This window comes from Thermodesulfobacteriota bacterium (genome assembly GCA_034189135.1).
In the GTDB taxonomy this organism is placed as follows: domain Bacteria; phylum Desulfobacterota; class Desulfobacteria; order Desulfobacterales; family JAUWMJ01; genus JAUWMJ01.
This window is the reverse complement of sequence record JAXHVO010000113.1, coordinates 1-13,490: the sequence shown is the minus strand read 5'-3', so window position 1 is coordinate 13,490 and position 13,490 is coordinate 1. Positions and strand designations below refer to the sequence as shown.

The window sequence follows — 13,490 nt, the reverse complement described above, 5'->3', positions numbered from 1 at the left end:
AAACCCAGGACCAGTCGCCCACATCCGGCTCACAAGGTATATCCCTATCTCCTTAGAAACTTAAATATTAACCGCCCAAATCAAGTGTGGGCGGCAGATATCACCTATGTTCCCATGAGCCATGGTTTTATGTATCTTGTGGCTGTCATGGACTGGAACAGCCGTAAAGTCTTATCCTGGCGTGTCTCCAATACCCTGGATGCTGATTTTTGTGTTGATGCTTTGGAAGAAGCTATTCATCGATTCGGTGCACCTGAAATCTTCAATACGGATCAAGGAGCCCAGTTTACCAGCAGTGCTTTTACCGATGTTTTGAAACATCATAATATCAAAATCAGCATGGACGGCAGAGGCCGTGTCCAGGACAATATTTTCATTGAACGCCTGTGGTGGACGGTTAAGTATCACTATCTTTACCTGCACGCTTTCGATAATGCCGTGCAATTACGAAACGGACTCAAGGAATGGTTTAGGTTTTACAACCAGGAACGTTCTCACCAGGCCCTTGACAATCTGACACCGGATGAGGTTTATTACAACCTTCCTCATCCATTTGCGGAGGCTGCCTGATGCCTCCTCTTTCAACCTGCTGATTAAAAGCTTAACTCTCTGCTCAGGCTGTCCATACAATGGGGTCCATCGCCATTGACTGCAACAACTCCTCAAGACATAGTAGAAAAAAAGCCCTTTAAAATGGATAGTGTTAAATATGTTTCTATCCAATTTGCAATTGCTTTTTCATTAATTTTTCCTTTATTTTTCCAGTTATCAGGAAAGATTTACAACTATAATTATCCCTTAGCAGACTCCGGCGGTTTAATTTTGCAGTTACCATTACCAATTTCAATTATTGGCTGCTATATCGGTTTGCTATTTATTAGAAAAATAAAAAGAGCTCGCCTATCGCTGAGTGTCATTTTTTTAATGTTTTTATTTATGTTATTGACATCATTTATAGAGGCTGACGGTAAGATACTTGGAGAACGCTACAAACTGCTTTTGTTTATTCAGTATATGTTACCTGTCAGTGCATTAATACTGGGCCGGCTGTTTGAAAATGGAGCACCTGAAAAACAAGTAATAGAGAAAGCCATTTTGTGGACATTAATCATTATTGTTCCTTTGCAGTTACTTTTAACGTGGTTTTCAGGGCATATATCATTAACGCATTCAATGATCTTTTTTGGTATATACCAGCATTACCAGTATGTTTCTGTTATGATGATCAGCGGATTTGTTATTTCGTTGTATGCCCTATGGGAATATTCGGAAAAGCGTAAGCTTTTAATTTTACTGGCTCTCTTGATCGGGATATATGCAGTTGCCAGTTATTCGATGTTGTCGCTTTTTATGGCTGTCACCGGTGTAACAACATTTACTGCTTATCGTTTATTTAGATATCATGATAAAAAAATAGTTGCTGTATTTATTTGTTTCTTTATTGCTACGAGTGGATATTTTTTCTTGAGTCGGAACACACATGAATTTTCTGAAAAGTACGGATTTATTAAATTCTGGAAAAATTATATTGTAATAACGAGCTTAGAAAAGAGCGAACTTTTCAAAAAAACCGACGAAATTATACCCAAAAATCTAAATCGACGTTTTAAAGATTGGAAATTATACAGCACGTCAATCACAGAGAATAGAGAGTCATTTTTCTTGGGACACAAAAAACCTTTTGATCGTTCCGTTACAACCAGTGCGCATAATTATTATCTTGATTTTGTATACAACTTCGGTTTTTTGGCTCTGTTACCCTTGTTGTTTCTCATTGGGTATTCGTTGTACCTGGCATTCAAATTCAGAGATAAAATCATTCGTTCTGAAAGACTGTTGGGATTATGCATGATTGTTTTTTTCCTGGTACTGGTGGATAATAATTTTAAAGTGACTTTACGCCAGCCTTATCCAGGTATTTTGACTTTTTTTCTGTGGGGGGTGTTGCTAAGCCGGCTGCTCAGTCTGGGAAAAGATAAAGGTTATCAGAATTGAAAGATACAGTACCGATCATTTCAATATCGATTGTGAGCCATAACCAGGGATTGCTCATAGCAGAATTGCTGTCTGACCTGGAAAAATACTGCGTAAAACAAATCGAAGTTATTTTAACCATAAACACCAAGGAAAATTTACCATTTACCGAAAGCGATTTCAGCTTTCCAGTGTGTTTTATTCAAAACAAAGAAAAGAAAGGGTTTGGCACAAATCATAACCAGGCGTTTGAACATGCAAAAGGGAAGTTTTTTTGTGTGCTGAATCCGGATATTCGTTTAAATGCCAATCCGTTTCCTGCGCTTATCGGTTGTTTTGAAGATAAGACGGTTGGATTGACTGCCCCTCTGATTAAGGACGAAAATGGAAAAATTGCCGAAAACGCACGCAAATTTCCCACCCCTTTTATCCTTTTTAAAAAGCTGTTACATCTAAAGAAAAAATATGACTATTCCATTGGATTGGATGTTTTTTCACCGGATTGGGTGGGCGGTATGTTCATGCTGTTTCCCTGCAACGTTTTCCAGCAAATCGGCGGGTTTGATGAAAAATATTTTCTTTATTATGAAGATGTTGATTTGTGTGCCCGCCTTACGCTTTATGGATATAAAATAATACATTACCCTTTTGTGTCAGCGATTCATAAAGCGAGGTATGATAGTCATCGCAATATTCGATATTTATTATGGCATATTCTTAGCATCATAAAGTTTTTCTCATCCAGATCTTATATAAATACAGTTATAAAAAATATTCTTACAAGAAATTCAAAGGTAAAGCGATATTCTATACCGAACTGAAGAAGCTCAAGTGAAAAGCCAAAGGCAGGGCATGTGGCCACAGGAGGATACCACATGTTGTGAATTTTCGTTACCGTATACAATCTGAACTTTTGCCTTATCCGCTCCAAGAAAGCAAATTCCTATTTTATTAAATGCGAGGTTTTATCTAACAAGGCAAGTAGTCTATTAGAGATGTCTTGCCCTTTTCTATTATTACAGAAAAAAGGGGATAAAAATGAAGAAGTTAATTTTTGTGTTTGTATTATTATTGATCTCTATGATGGGATTAACAGGGTGTGGCGATGACGGTGACGATGGAAATTCCTATGTAGCAATTGACTGGGTTTATGCGCCCATTTCTTATTGGGATGATAATCCGGGTATACCCTCTGTTTTCTATCGTGGGGAGTATTATCTAACACAAGCGGGGATATATAATTTTGATTATGTTGCTTGGGATGGTTCAGGATACATAGGTACCTACACGATAACCGTTGACGAAGGCGAAGATGGTAGTTTGTTTTCTGATGGTGACGATGGTGATGATTTGTATTTCACAATCTGGTTATTATCTTCGGGACCCGTACTTAATAGGGCTTCTCTTATGCTTGGGGAAGAAACAGAGAAAGTGTTAAATGCAGGTCTTGATGAATCAGACAACACAGACACACTGAGTAGATCTGAAATGTTGGATGATGCAGAAATAGATTCCGTTGATTCTGACGTTATTGTGATAGAGAAACAGCAGGGGCGTTACACAATGACTTTAGAATACCAAGAGATTCCGTAACCTTCTCAGTCTGGCAATTCTTTCGGAATTGCCAGACGCTTCTATATGGTGAAGCCCAAATAATTACATATCTGCTATGTATAACAACAAATCCCAGTAACGAGATACAGAATGGATATCTGTAAGAATTGCTAATTAAATGATTTGAGATAGGTAATTTTTACTCAGCGATCACCTCTCTGAGCGGAATTTCAGATCAACAAACTGACCCAGGAGCTGGATCAAATTATCAATCCGGGAAATTAAATGGTGGGATAGGCAAAGGACGTAACAAAAAAATCACTGGCCTACGGAACGCTGATCCGGTGGATTGGTTTGGATCTATTACTATCAGACATTTTTTCTGAGATTATCTTTTGGGATGAATTCTACGTTATTACTTGTAACTTGTATCAATCCTTGCGTAATATACTGTTTAAATGGAGGATTAAGGAGGATTTGTCTTGCTTGAGCTACAATTGAACTAAGGATATCTTGAAAGTCGTCGGCCTCTCTCATAATGTCAGGATCTAACCCACTTATCACGATCCTTACATCCCTTAATCCTTTTCTTGTCTTTCTTATAGCGACTTCCCACCCGCTATATCTATGGCCTTGTTGCTGTGCGTATTCAGGTGTATTCACCTCAATGATGACAGTGTTTTGATTTAATTCATCTTGAAATTTTTCATTAATTATATCAAGCAACTTTTCCTCATAGATATTCATAATTATCTCCTTTCATATTCACCCCAACTTACACCCTATTTAGGTCCCGAACCCCTAAAACGGGGGGAGTGCGCCCTCCGCTGAAAGAGATTGCTGGCCTTTCTTTTGCTATGACCTGATAATCCTGTTTGCGTATTTGTCTGCCATGTTTATTATTTCATCAAAAGTCAGAATCTGGATGTTGTTCAAACTATTCCGCAGTTTGGTGAAATCACGCTTGATATTCTCAAATTCATCAGTATCCTGGCCAACACCCTTGACCAAGCTGCCGTAAGAGGAAATGATAATGATTCCACGTGGACGATAGATGTTACCTTCTATGAGGCTGTCCACAATTTCAGCACCACTCTCGAGATCGTGAAATTTTTGTTGGGTCAAGGCATCCATATAGTTGATTGTCTGAATGATTGCCTTACTCATCTCTGAAGAAAACGCGTAGTTCTGATGCGAACGATCTTTAATCAGAGCATTCTTCAAATGGGTCTTAATCTCGATGATGTCCAACCCCCCATAGTGATTGATGCCGATGAAGTCTGGGAATCTCTTGTCGAGATCTATCTCGAGTTCGACCTTAGGATAGATACCCTGGTAGGAAAATATCAAATATAGCAGGTACCTCTCAAAATAGCGCTGCCAAATCGTTTCCATCTGCCTCACATCTTCGCCGGGAACAACTTTGGATACCACTTCTGATGCTCGTAGTGTATCCATTCTTGGCGATTTCAGGCCAAGAATTTCTCTGCCCAGCTTGATTATTTCTTCAAGTCGTTCCTTAATGAAGTAGTCATTCAACCCGTGAATGAAACCGGATTCAAAGATTTCGTTCTCAATCAATTTTCTGCATAGTACCTGAAGACTATGTATGTCGGACTCGTTTAGGTATTTTCTGAAATCTTCTTCTGAATTTTTCGTATCAAGGTTATATCGTTTCACCAGGAAAGAAAACTCACCCTTACTCACTAAGGTTCTTCGTTTGATTGTTCGTCGAAAAGTGGACCTAAGATACTCATTAAAAAAATGTCTAAAAACTGTCTTAGAGTAGCCGTCCGCCTTTTGATAGATACCGCTGACAGTCTTTTGTACTCCCTGTAAGAATCGTGGATTGATAAAAAGGGTTCTACGCCGTCTGAAATATTCATCGTGGTCTGGGCTAATATCAATTGTCTCGACGTCATTGGAGTTAATCTTGAATATCTCCTCAATCTGGGAGTAACTCTTTAACTTCAGATTCCTTGTCACATATTCGCTGATTTCCACACCTACATCGGCCCTAATACGCTTGAGCTTCAAGTATCGATGCCCTATAGTAACCTCGCCTTCGTCGTTTTCTCTCCGATATACGAATACAAGGGTTGTCCTTCCTCGTGCTGTTCTCAGCATGGTTATATTGAAATCTGGAATTCGCACTGTTTGAGGTGTAAACCTCAACTCAGGCCAATTCAAGGCTTGAATCAATTCACGTATCTTAGACATAGCTCAAATTCCGAAGATTAGGATTTGTGCCCTAATCTATTTATTGATTAGTTTTCTCAAGAAGTCATGAAAATCGAACTTTGCGAGAATTTCAGTTAAAGAATTTTAATCTTTATGTAATTCCCAGAGGCTACCTAGAAAGACAAAAGATAAACTGAACAGCCAAACCATGAAAGCAGTATAAATAATCCTTACAATCAGCATAACCTATACCCTATTTAGGTCCCGAACCACTAACTGCCTTTTGAAATGCCAAGTCAGGTTCCTTTTTTGTCACTATTTTTTATATTGCTTCTGCTTTTTTCTGATGACAAAATATCCGAATAGCGCTCACTGACAGCTGAACCTGAGACAAATAGTACTAATGAAATCATAAATGCACTTAAGATTAAAATCATTGACTTTGTCAAGGCTCCAACGATTACCAAAATTCCCATTGAACCATAACAAGGGATTACCCAATAGTGTGCAAACCATATAAAGAATGGTCCAGGGCTTTTTCTGGTAGTTGGTTTTGCCTCTCCAACCTCAACCTGCAATTTACGAATTTCATAAAGTATTTTTTTGCATTCTAAATGGTACTTCCGAATAACAAATGGAAGTGTCACTGTCGCAACAATAGCACCCGGTAAACCTATGAACCATTTTAAAAATTCAAGGGTTTCATTTGACATTTAATATAAACCTCACATTGGATATTGATTTGCTGTGGAAGAATTTCAGATAAGGTATTTCATTTATCACGTGATTCCCAGAGGCTTTCCAGCAAAGATATTTTAAAATAAAAAACCGCTAAGATTCTGTTCTTAAAATTTTTGCAAATATATGGATCACACGATAACAGGATAATAGTGATGAGATCCCAACAAACAACCAAGCAGCAAAAGAGTAATTATACCACCAAAAGTGTTGTTTGAAATCAATAAGAAGGTATAGGGCGCTTAATACGGCAAAAATAAAACAAAAATGAATTGCGGACATTATATAATTTATTAAAGTTTTATATAAACCAAGATCTTTAATTTGCTGAATAATACGCCTGTTTTCCATAGTGAGGAGAATAGATTTCGAGGTGGCTATAAATCCAATTGAGATTGCACTTATAGTCACTGAGACTGAAAAAAGATCGCTTAAAGATTCAGGGAAAGAGTGATTTCGAAAAAACAGAAGATATGTGCCAGATATTAAAACCCCTCCAACAATTGGATAACAACGCTCAATATGAATATTCATATCTACTCCAATTACCTGAATATTCTGGTTAGCTCTTCCTGCCGGTTTTTCCACGCCTGTTGTAAAGCAACCTGTCGATCTGAATAAAAAACCCTCCGGTCATCATTTAAAGGAACGGAAAGAGATTCAACAATTCGGTATTCTAGGATGTTAAGAATTTCTATATTACCCTCAAAATCTTCCTTGGCTTTTACTTCTATCTTATCTATTCGGTCTGTATTGGAATTCGGAAAACGGATCAAACTTCTCACAGAAGCTAACACATTTTCAAGATTAAGAGAACCTTTTTTTCTTCCCATACCGATAGACAAGGTTATGGAAGGGGAATCAAAAGATTGACTCAAATCTGCTACAGATCCTATACCATAGTCTAACTCACGGAAAACTTTAAAATTATCTACCCCTGCAAATTTTATATCCATTTTACGTATAATCTGCATACCAGCAAGACGCCTTATAACATCAGCTTGAAGTATCGGTTCTAATACGATTGATCCTTCCAACCCTCCCTTTTCCTCAAAGTATTTTGAAAATGCTGAAGCTGATACCCCTGTTTTATTACGCTGAAGCAGAAGTGTTCTCAAATTTGAGTTGTAATAAAAAGCAGTTTCTTCTCCAAGACCCTCATCATCATCAAAATCGAGTGTTTCGACTTCCCCAGATATCTTCGCTTTAAGCGGCAGTTCATCCATCCGAATGCGCATTATGTCGCCTTCTCTAATATTTCTTGATAGCGTAGTTGTTTTAAGGCGAACCGGATATCCCCGCATTTCAACGTTACGTGATTCATCATCCGGCAAGCCTGACACATGGTCGATAATGTTTTGAAAGGAGCTATTTGAATTGTCCGGCATTTTAACTCTATAAAAGTCAACTTTAATGTTTTTAACCATTATAAAATCCTTTCTCCCTTTTTATTTTGCGTTATTTCCATAGGCTTTTCAGAATTCTATGGTTTGTTTAAATAATTTCCGGATTCGATAGCTTTGATTAATTTTTGGCGTGCATCTTCTTGAGAATCAGCTTGCAATTCCGGGCCTGCTCTGCCAACGCCAACTATTGGAATCGGTGGAGGTGGAAGCCCTATTGCCCAAGCAACCTTTCCATCCGGATTATAAAAAAAGGCATATTTGCGATCATCCTTAGCTTTATAAAGGTCAAATTCAAATAGATGCTTCATATTAATAGGTTTCCTTTGTTATGTTTACCCATTACAAGGGGGATTGTATGCATCTATGAGATCTTTTTCTATGTTGAGTCTTTTTCTTTCATCAGACTCTTCATAGATATTAATGCAATTCGCACTGTACATTTTAAAGCAAGTTTCTTTGTGGTGATTATCAAACCTTTCAGACAAATCTCCGGTTTCGCCTATGTATATTTGATCATGGGAGCCGGTGCCATCAGCTTTTTCTGTTCGTCTGGATATATAATAAACGGCGCCAATGGCGTCAAATATTGTGCCATACGGATAAACATCGAATGTATATTTTTTACCTGAAACACCTATTAATGTGAGAGTTGCCATTCTTTTCATTTAAACACCTCCTTTTTGGTACTATTAAGGCATTTTATTACCCGGCATATTCAGACCAATCTGATTACATTTTTACGTATAATTTTAGCTAAATCTTCAAGATATCTTGCGAAAAGAAGCTTATAGTTCTGATCTCTGTTTGACTTAATGAAATCGTCAATAAATACTTTTAGATCAATTAACTGTTGATCATTATCTTTGATCAGCACCCCATCTTTTCCATCCGGATATCTTGGGGTTGTAATTGAAATAGAGTACCCGTCATCATAATCCGGTCCGTTGTCAATGATGGAAACGACCAGCCTGGTTTCTGAATCGATGACATTTGAAAAGGTTTTAGCCATAAAATTTCCTAAAAAATGACTAAGATTAAATATTAATTTACTGTGTAAGAATTTCAGCATAGGCATTTTATTTTACAGGACACATGGCGGTTGAGGCTGAACAGCGGCTAAAAACAAAAAAAGCTGCTCCGCCAAAAGAAACGAAACAGCCTCTAAATTATTTCCTTCGGCAGCCTGACTGCCTGTACACCGGATTATATAACCAGTGTTTCAGGCTCAAGGGCTTTGCGTATCCGGGTTTCCCCGGATTTGCCTTTTCGAGAAATTAATATTTAATTTTCAAAAACTCTATCAGGGATGATGCATTTTGTCAATCTTAAAGGAAATTTTTATAAAAACGATTGTCTTAGAATATCACGTATTTTACATTGCCCGTCTTTTTAAAAACTCCTCTTTTTTTTCGGGGGGGTCCTCCTTTCTGATTTCTTCCGACTTTTTCTGACGTTCTTCAATGGCAGTTATCCTTGATTTTAATTTTGAAACTTCCCTTTCCGCTCTCATCGTGTGGTGAAACGACCGGATAATGGCGGCCAGGGATGCCGAACAGTCCATATCGGATTTGAGGACTTCCACAGTCCTGGATACCAGATCGGCGATCTCCGGATCTTCATCCGGGCCTACCCTATTATATAAAATGTCGTTTTCATCCCCCCGGAATATTTCATCTTCTTTTTTATTCTCCATAATCTTTAAGTATGGTTCGCCTATTCCCGTCAAAAGCCAATTTATATCTAAATTATATGTAACGCAAATGCGTTGTAAATGATCAGCTCTGGGGAATCGTCCTTTTATGTAATATTGGAACGTACTTGGCGGTATTCCTGCCTTTTTCGCAAATGTAGATGGTTTGCCATTTGTTTCTAATTCAACAATTTTTAGCAAACGACTTAATATTTTACCCGAATGCGTTTTTTTTCTTGACATAATAACGTATTTACGTATAATTTAATTCTAAACGTTAATCAGACACCAAACAAAAATAGAAACAGAAGGTAAATATGACACCCGACGAAATTAAAAAAGCCATTAAAAAAAATAAAACCACCCAGAGTGCCATCGCTAAAAAGCTTAACAGGTCCGACATGACCGTATCTCTGGTTATACGCCGCGAGAGGATATCGGACTATGTGATGCGCGGCATAGCCGAGGCTATTAACAAAGAACACATCACGGTGTTTCCGGAATATTATTTAAGTCCGCCAAAGCGGAGCACATCGAAAACCGTGCAACCCTATATACCGGCAAAAGCGAATAAATAAACGTTAAAATACAATACTCAAAAATCACAGCCAAGTCAATGTCAGTTTTTCTAAAAAAATCGGACACACAGAAAGCAAGCCACGGACAAAAAGGAGTGAATCATGAGAAAAGCGGTTCAGCTGTCTTTGTTTAAATTACCGACACTTAACACCGTGGTTGAAATGAAGGGGGTTTTAAACAGAGGGGCAAAAAACAGCGGGATGTCGCGCAGTGCGATTGCGGACAAAATGAATAAACTGGCTGAACGCTACGGCCTCAGCCTGGTCACCGGCAATGGAAACCGCCTGACACTTGACACCTTTGAAAAATGGCTGAACCCTGCCGAACCCGGCAGGCAGATGCCGATGCGGGTACTGCCGGTTTTCTGCATCATCGTCGGCGATTTTTCTCCGCTGGAGGTGCTGGCCAGGCCGGTCGGGGCCAAGGTGATCGGAGAGGAAGATCAGAAGCTGCTCAAGTGGGCAAAGGCTTACCAACAGGTCCGTAAGGGGCGTCAAGAAATGCGTATGCTGGAGCCGGATATATAGGGGGAATCAAATGTCAGAATACATAAAATCATCATGGCCGGAAAAGATAATGAAGGCTTTTGACAGGGTTTCCGTGCGGTTCATGTGGTTCATCGCCGGTGCCTTTTTCGGTTATCTGTGGATGGCCAGGGCTTACGGGCTGTTTTAAAATTTCTTCTGCGCCTGCACCTCCAAAGGGTTGCCCGGCTCGACCCAGTCAACCAAGCATCGCTCGAAACTGCAGGCGATTTTAACCATAGACATTTTTCATCGGAAAGCGATGCATGGCCGGAATTTCTAAAAGACAGGCACAAAGGCAGGAGGCAAAAGGCAGAAGTGGAGGATTTCATGAAAAGAGTATGCTGTAAATGCGGAAAATATCTTGGTGAAAAACCGGGGCCGAAAGATGCGGTCACGCATGGCTTCTGCGATCCTTGCCTGGAAATCTACCGGGCGGAAATGATGGTCGCTCTGGAAAATATTGAAAAAGCCGGACGTAAAAAGGACCAGGCGTCGCCTTCGGCTTCAGGCTACGCTTCCAAGCTACGCCCAGACAAGATGCCCAGTCAAAGGAGAACATGCCGCGGATGAAGAGTTATAGGAAAATTAAATCGGTTGCTCTTTCCAATGCCGTATTAAAATTTTTAGCGGACCAAAAGCACCCAGTTTCAGGCAGGGAAGTAGCAAAAGGAGTCAACGCCAAATATGACACGGTCTTGTGCCATCTGGCGACTCATGAAAATGACCTGTTTGTCGAGCGGGTTGGGGAATATTTTAAACTCGGCCAGGGGGCAGCATTGCTGTGGGCACGGAAACAGGCACACCTTAAAGCGGTAATAGACAAATCCGAGGACGAACTATCAGAACTGGAGGTTTAGTATGGCGAAGAAAAAGAATCATGACCCGGTAACAAAAACGGCACTTTCAGTCGTGGAAACTGAACAAATGGAAGAGCAATTGGCTCTGACCGATCAGGAAAAAAGGGAAAAATTAATAGCCAAAACTTACCGCATGATGGGTCGAATCGAGACATCGGATCTGTTTGGAAAACTGGCGACCGTCGCCACTTTTGTCTGGCTGAAACAGGTGAAAGAATCCAAGATTTATAAGGATATTCCGGGGGTCGAAACATGGGAAACCTTTTGTAATCGTTTAGGAAAATCAAGACGGCTGGTTGACGAACAGATTCAGAATCTAAATATTTTGGGCGAAGAATTTGTGGCGACGTGTCGCCACTTTTCACTCGGCTACAAAGACCTTCGTAAACTGCGAAAATCAGTTTCTGACGGTAATGTAATTGTCGATGATGAGGCAGTTGAAATCAACGGTGAAAAAATTCCTCTTGCCTCAGACTATTCCGAAGATCTCCAGGCCGCCATCGAATCCCTCCTGGAAGAAAAAGACCGTCAAATCGAAAATAACAACGCCACCATCAAAGCCAAAGACCGTGTCCTGGAAGCCAAGGAAAAAATCATCAACAAGCAGGAAAAGGAACTCTCCAAATTTACGCGCCAGGTCAAGGCCCGCGGGTTCGAGCCGGGTGAGGAAAACTTCATCCGGGATATGGAAAATCTGAAAACCATGCTGGTGGGCGTGGAGCTTAAGATGGACGTGCGCAATATGCCCGAAAAGATGACCCCCCTGATGAAGGCCGCCTATATCGAAACCCTGGGGCATTTCAAACGCACCATCATCGCTTATTATGACGAGGCCACCGTTCATTTCGGCATTGAGGATGACGATGACTGGGTACCCCCTTATGAACGTGACGATAAAAATGAGGAATAAACATCATGTGGAGGCAGGATCTGGCACGGGAACTCAAGGAAGCCAAAAACGGAGACAAAGATCAGGTGATCGAAAATTACCGGAAAATGACAGGCAAGTCGGTTCAGAGCCTGTACCGGATCGCAGCCTTAAATGGCTTTGATTCAGGCAGGAAAAAGCGCAAAGACACCGGTACGTGCAGGCTGACCGATGAGCAGCTTCACTTTATCAGCGGCCTGGTTCATACGTCCTCCCGGGAGTTGAAAGGCACGATCATGGACGTGGAGACGGCACTTTCCATTGCGGTGGACAATCATATTATCGAACCCGGAACATGCAGCGTTGCCTGGCTCACCAAACTGCTGCGAGACCGGCAAATGAACGCAGCCGCCCTGAACACACCCGAGCCTCACATCCAGATGCGTTCCTTGCATCCCAATCATGTGCATATCTTCGATGCCTCGGTCTGTATCCAGTATTACCTGAAAGGCCAAAAAGGCATGCGGATGATGCGCGAGGACAAATTTTATAAAAATAAATGGGAAAACTTCGCTATCGTTAAAAAAAAGCTGATTCGCTATGTGCTGGCGGATCACTTCAGCCACACCATCTATGTCAAATATTATTATACCGGCGGAGAAACCCAGGCAAACCTGTACGATTTTTTACTATCCGCCTGGAGCGACGGCAAGCATGATAAATTCCCCTTCCGCGGGGTGCCGTTTTTTATGCTCATGGACGCAGGCGCGGCAAACATTTCCAAAGCGATCCTGGCATTCCTCGAACGCCTGGAGATCGAGATCCCAAAATCGCTGCCGCACAATCCGGGCCGCCAGGGATCGGCGGAAGTCGCCCAGAACATCGTGGAATCCAAGTTCGAGTCCCGGTTGCGGTTTCAGCCTGCTCTTACTGTCGAGGAACTTAACGACTGGGCGCTGGACTGGTGTGTTCATTTCAACGGTACCAAAAAGCACACCCGCCACGGCATGACCCGCTCCGAATGCTGGCTCAAAATCAAGAAAGAAGAACTGAGGGAACTCCCGGATAAAGACATTCTGCACGATCTGTTTGCCGAGCCGGAAACGGATCGTACGG

20 protein-coding genes and 1 riboswitch are annotated in these 13,490 nt (G+C 40.8%); of the genes, 11 read left to right on the top strand and 9 right to left on the bottom strand.

The features are described from left to right. The 4 genes from SWH54_16500 to SWH54_16485 form a co-directional block, all read left to right on the top strand. Nucleotides 1–570 (top strand): IS3 family transposase (locus tag SWH54_16500; GenBank protein ID MDY6792866.1); only part of this gene is annotated, 570 nt, incomplete at its 5' end. A 75-nt stretch (nucleotides 571–645) separates the two neighbouring features. Continuing rightward, complete coding sequence (locus SWH54_16495; GenBank protein ID MDY6792865.1) at nucleotides 646–1,995, top strand: hypothetical protein; 1,350 nt, start codon at nucleotides 646–648, stop codon at nucleotides 1,993–1,995. Beyond that, entirely contained in the window at nucleotides 1,992–2,795 is an 804-nt protein-coding gene (locus SWH54_16490; GenBank protein MDY6792864.1) for a glycosyltransferase family 2 protein, read from the top strand. Before SWH54_16495 ends, SWH54_16490 begins: the two co-directional genes overlap by 4 nt. Nucleotides 2,796–3,012: 217 nt before the next feature. Next, nucleotides 3,013–3,567: a hypothetical protein gene (locus SWH54_16485; GenBank protein MDY6792863.1), complete on the top strand. Its 555-nt coding sequence runs from the start codon at nucleotides 3,013–3,015 to the stop codon at nucleotides 3,565–3,567. Nucleotides 3,568–3,897: 330 nt separating this feature from the next. Here the strand turns inward: SWH54_16485 and SWH54_16480 are convergent, their stop codons facing one another. From SWH54_16480 to SWH54_16440, 9 genes are all read right to left on the bottom strand, one after another. Continuing rightward, nucleotides 3,898–4,275: a hypothetical protein gene (locus SWH54_16480; protein MDY6792862.1), complete on the bottom strand. Its 378-nt coding sequence runs from the start codon at nucleotides 4,273–4,275 to the stop codon at nucleotides 3,898–3,900. A 108-nt stretch (nucleotides 4,276–4,383) separates the two neighbouring features. Beyond that, nucleotides 4,384–5,748 carry a DUF4263 domain-containing protein gene (locus SWH54_16475; protein ID MDY6792861.1) on the bottom strand — a complete coding sequence of 455 codons (1,365 nt, stop codon included), beginning with the start codon at nucleotides 5,746–5,748 and terminating at the stop codon, nucleotides 4,384–4,386. A 257-nt stretch (nucleotides 5,749–6,005) separates the two neighbouring features. Beyond that, nucleotides 6,006–6,422 carry a hypothetical protein gene (locus SWH54_16470; GenBank protein MDY6792860.1) on the bottom strand — a complete coding sequence of 139 codons (417 nt, stop codon included), beginning with the start codon at nucleotides 6,420–6,422 and terminating at the stop codon, nucleotides 6,006–6,008. A gap of 118 nt (nucleotides 6,423–6,540) precedes the next feature. Then, the gene (locus SWH54_16465; protein MDY6792859.1) at nucleotides 6,541–6,981 is read right to left on the bottom strand and encodes a hypothetical protein; all 441 of its coding nucleotides are present in this window, start codon (nucleotides 6,979–6,981) and stop codon (nucleotides 6,541–6,543) included. 11 nt (nucleotides 6,982–6,992) lie between these two features. Continuing rightward, nucleotides 6,993–7,874: a DUF6731 family protein gene (locus tag SWH54_16460; protein ID MDY6792858.1), complete on the bottom strand. Its 882-nt coding sequence runs from the start codon at nucleotides 7,872–7,874 to the stop codon at nucleotides 6,993–6,995. Between the two features lie 56 nt (nucleotides 7,875–7,930). After that, on the bottom strand, nucleotides 7,931–8,161 hold the full coding sequence (locus tag SWH54_16455; protein ID MDY6792857.1) for a hypothetical protein: 231 nt from the start codon (nucleotides 8,159–8,161) through the stop codon (nucleotides 7,931–7,933). A 24-nt stretch (nucleotides 8,162–8,185) separates the two neighbouring features. Then, nucleotides 8,186–8,518, bottom strand: coding sequence for a GIY-YIG nuclease family protein (locus SWH54_16450; protein ID MDY6792856.1), 333 nt, complete (start codon nucleotides 8,516–8,518; stop codon nucleotides 8,186–8,188). Nucleotides 8,519–8,568: 50 nt separating this feature from the next. Beyond that, nucleotides 8,569–8,862 (bottom strand): hypothetical protein, encoded by a 294-nt coding sequence (locus tag SWH54_16445; GenBank protein ID MDY6792855.1) that lies wholly within the window; start codon nucleotides 8,860–8,862, stop codon nucleotides 8,569–8,571. A gap of 165 nt (nucleotides 8,863–9,027) precedes the next feature. Next, nucleotides 9,028–9,126: riboswitch (cyclic di-GMP riboswitch) on the bottom strand. 99 nt (nucleotides 9,127–9,225) lie between these two features. Then, nucleotides 9,226–9,546 (bottom strand): hypothetical protein, encoded by a 321-nt coding sequence (locus SWH54_16440; GenBank protein ID MDY6792854.1) that lies wholly within the window; start codon nucleotides 9,544–9,546, stop codon nucleotides 9,226–9,228. A 314-nt stretch (nucleotides 9,547–9,860) separates the two neighbouring features. On the opposite strand from SWH54_16440, the gene SWH54_16435 reads away from it, so the two are divergent. The 7 genes from SWH54_16435 to SWH54_16405 all read left to right on the top strand — a co-directional run. Beyond that, entirely contained in the window at nucleotides 9,861–10,121 is a 261-nt protein-coding gene (locus SWH54_16435) for a hypothetical protein (protein ID MDY6792853.1), read from the top strand. A gap of 102 nt (nucleotides 10,122–10,223) precedes the next feature. Next, complete coding sequence (locus SWH54_16430) at nucleotides 10,224–10,649, top strand: hypothetical protein (GenBank protein ID MDY6792852.1); 426 nt, start codon at nucleotides 10,224–10,226, stop codon at nucleotides 10,647–10,649. Nucleotides 10,650–10,659: 10 nt separating this feature from the next. Further along, nucleotides 10,660–10,797 carry a hypothetical protein gene (locus tag SWH54_16425; protein MDY6792851.1) on the top strand — a complete coding sequence of 46 codons (138 nt, stop codon included), beginning with the start codon at nucleotides 10,660–10,662 and terminating at the stop codon, nucleotides 10,795–10,797. A gap of 179 nt (nucleotides 10,798–10,976) precedes the next feature. Then, nucleotides 10,977–11,219 carry a hypothetical protein gene (locus tag SWH54_16420; protein ID MDY6792850.1) on the top strand — a complete coding sequence of 81 codons (243 nt, stop codon included), beginning with the start codon at nucleotides 10,977–10,979 and terminating at the stop codon, nucleotides 11,217–11,219. Then, on the top strand, nucleotides 11,216–11,506 hold the full coding sequence (locus SWH54_16415; protein MDY6792849.1) for an IclR family transcriptional regulator: 291 nt from the start codon (nucleotides 11,216–11,218) through the stop codon (nucleotides 11,504–11,506). The genes SWH54_16420 and SWH54_16415 overlap by 4 nt, the downstream gene beginning before the upstream one ends. 1 nt (nucleotide 11,507) lies before the next feature. Next, nucleotides 11,508–12,416: a hypothetical protein gene (locus tag SWH54_16410; protein MDY6792848.1), complete on the top strand. Its 909-nt coding sequence runs from the start codon at nucleotides 11,508–11,510 to the stop codon at nucleotides 12,414–12,416. Between the two features lie 5 nt (nucleotides 12,417–12,421). Continuing rightward, nucleotides 12,422–13,490, top strand: a 1,069-nt coding sequence (locus tag SWH54_16405; protein MDY6792847.1) for a hypothetical protein, incomplete at its 3' end; no start/stop codon positions are given.

What these genes read in the sequence shown, in the direction of transcription:
- SWH54_16440 (MDY6792854.1), bottom strand. Translation starts at nt 9,546, where the DNA reads ATGGAGAATAAAAAAGAAGATGAAATATTCCGGGGGGATGAAAACGAC.
- SWH54_16415 (MDY6792849.1), top strand. Translation starts at nt 11,216, where the DNA reads ATGAAGAGTTATAGGAAAATTAAATCGGTTGCTCTTTCCAATGCCGTA.
- SWH54_16470 (MDY6792860.1), bottom strand. Translation starts at nt 6,422, where the DNA reads ATGTCAAATGAAACCCTTGAATTTTTAAAATGGTTCATAGGTTTACCG.
- SWH54_16420 (MDY6792850.1), top strand. Translation starts at nt 10,977, where the DNA reads ATGAAAAGAGTATGCTGTAAATGCGGAAAATATCTTGGTGAAAAACCG.
- SWH54_16480 (MDY6792862.1), bottom strand. Translation starts at nt 4,275, where the DNA reads ATGAATATCTATGAGGAAAAGTTGCTTGATATAATTAATGAAAAATTT.
- SWH54_16435 (MDY6792853.1), top strand. Translation starts at nt 9,861, where the DNA reads ATGACACCCGACGAAATTAAAAAAGCCATTAAAAAAAATAAAACCACC.
- SWH54_16485 (MDY6792863.1), top strand. Translation starts at nt 3,013, where the DNA reads ATGAAGAAGTTAATTTTTGTGTTTGTATTATTATTGATCTCTATGATG.
- SWH54_16475 (MDY6792861.1), bottom strand. Translation starts at nt 5,748, where the DNA reads ATGTCTAAGATACGTGAATTGATTCAAGCCTTGAATTGGCCTGAGTTG.
- SWH54_16410 (MDY6792848.1), top strand. Translation starts at nt 11,508, where the DNA reads ATGGCGAAGAAAAAGAATCATGACCCGGTAACAAAAACGGCACTTTCA.
- SWH54_16425 (MDY6792851.1), top strand. Translation starts at nt 10,660, where the DNA reads ATGTCAGAATACATAAAATCATCATGGCCGGAAAAGATAATGAAGGCT.
- SWH54_16465 (MDY6792859.1), bottom strand. Translation starts at nt 6,981, where the DNA reads ATGAATATTCATATTGAGCGTTGTTATCCAATTGTTGGAGGGGTTTTA.
- SWH54_16430 (MDY6792852.1), top strand. Translation starts at nt 10,224, where the DNA reads ATGAGAAAAGCGGTTCAGCTGTCTTTGTTTAAATTACCGACACTTAAC.
- SWH54_16445 (MDY6792855.1), bottom strand. Translation starts at nt 8,862, where the DNA reads ATGGCTAAAACCTTTTCAAATGTCATCGATTCAGAAACCAGGCTGGTC.
- SWH54_16460 (MDY6792858.1), bottom strand. Translation starts at nt 7,874, where the DNA reads ATGGTTAAAAACATTAAAGTTGACTTTTATAGAGTTAAAATGCCGGAC.
- SWH54_16450 (MDY6792856.1), bottom strand. Translation starts at nt 8,518, where the DNA reads ATGAAAAGAATGGCAACTCTCACATTAATAGGTGTTTCAGGTAAAAAA.
- SWH54_16455 (MDY6792857.1), bottom strand. Translation starts at nt 8,161, where the DNA reads ATGAAGCATCTATTTGAATTTGACCTTTATAAAGCTAAGGATGATCGC.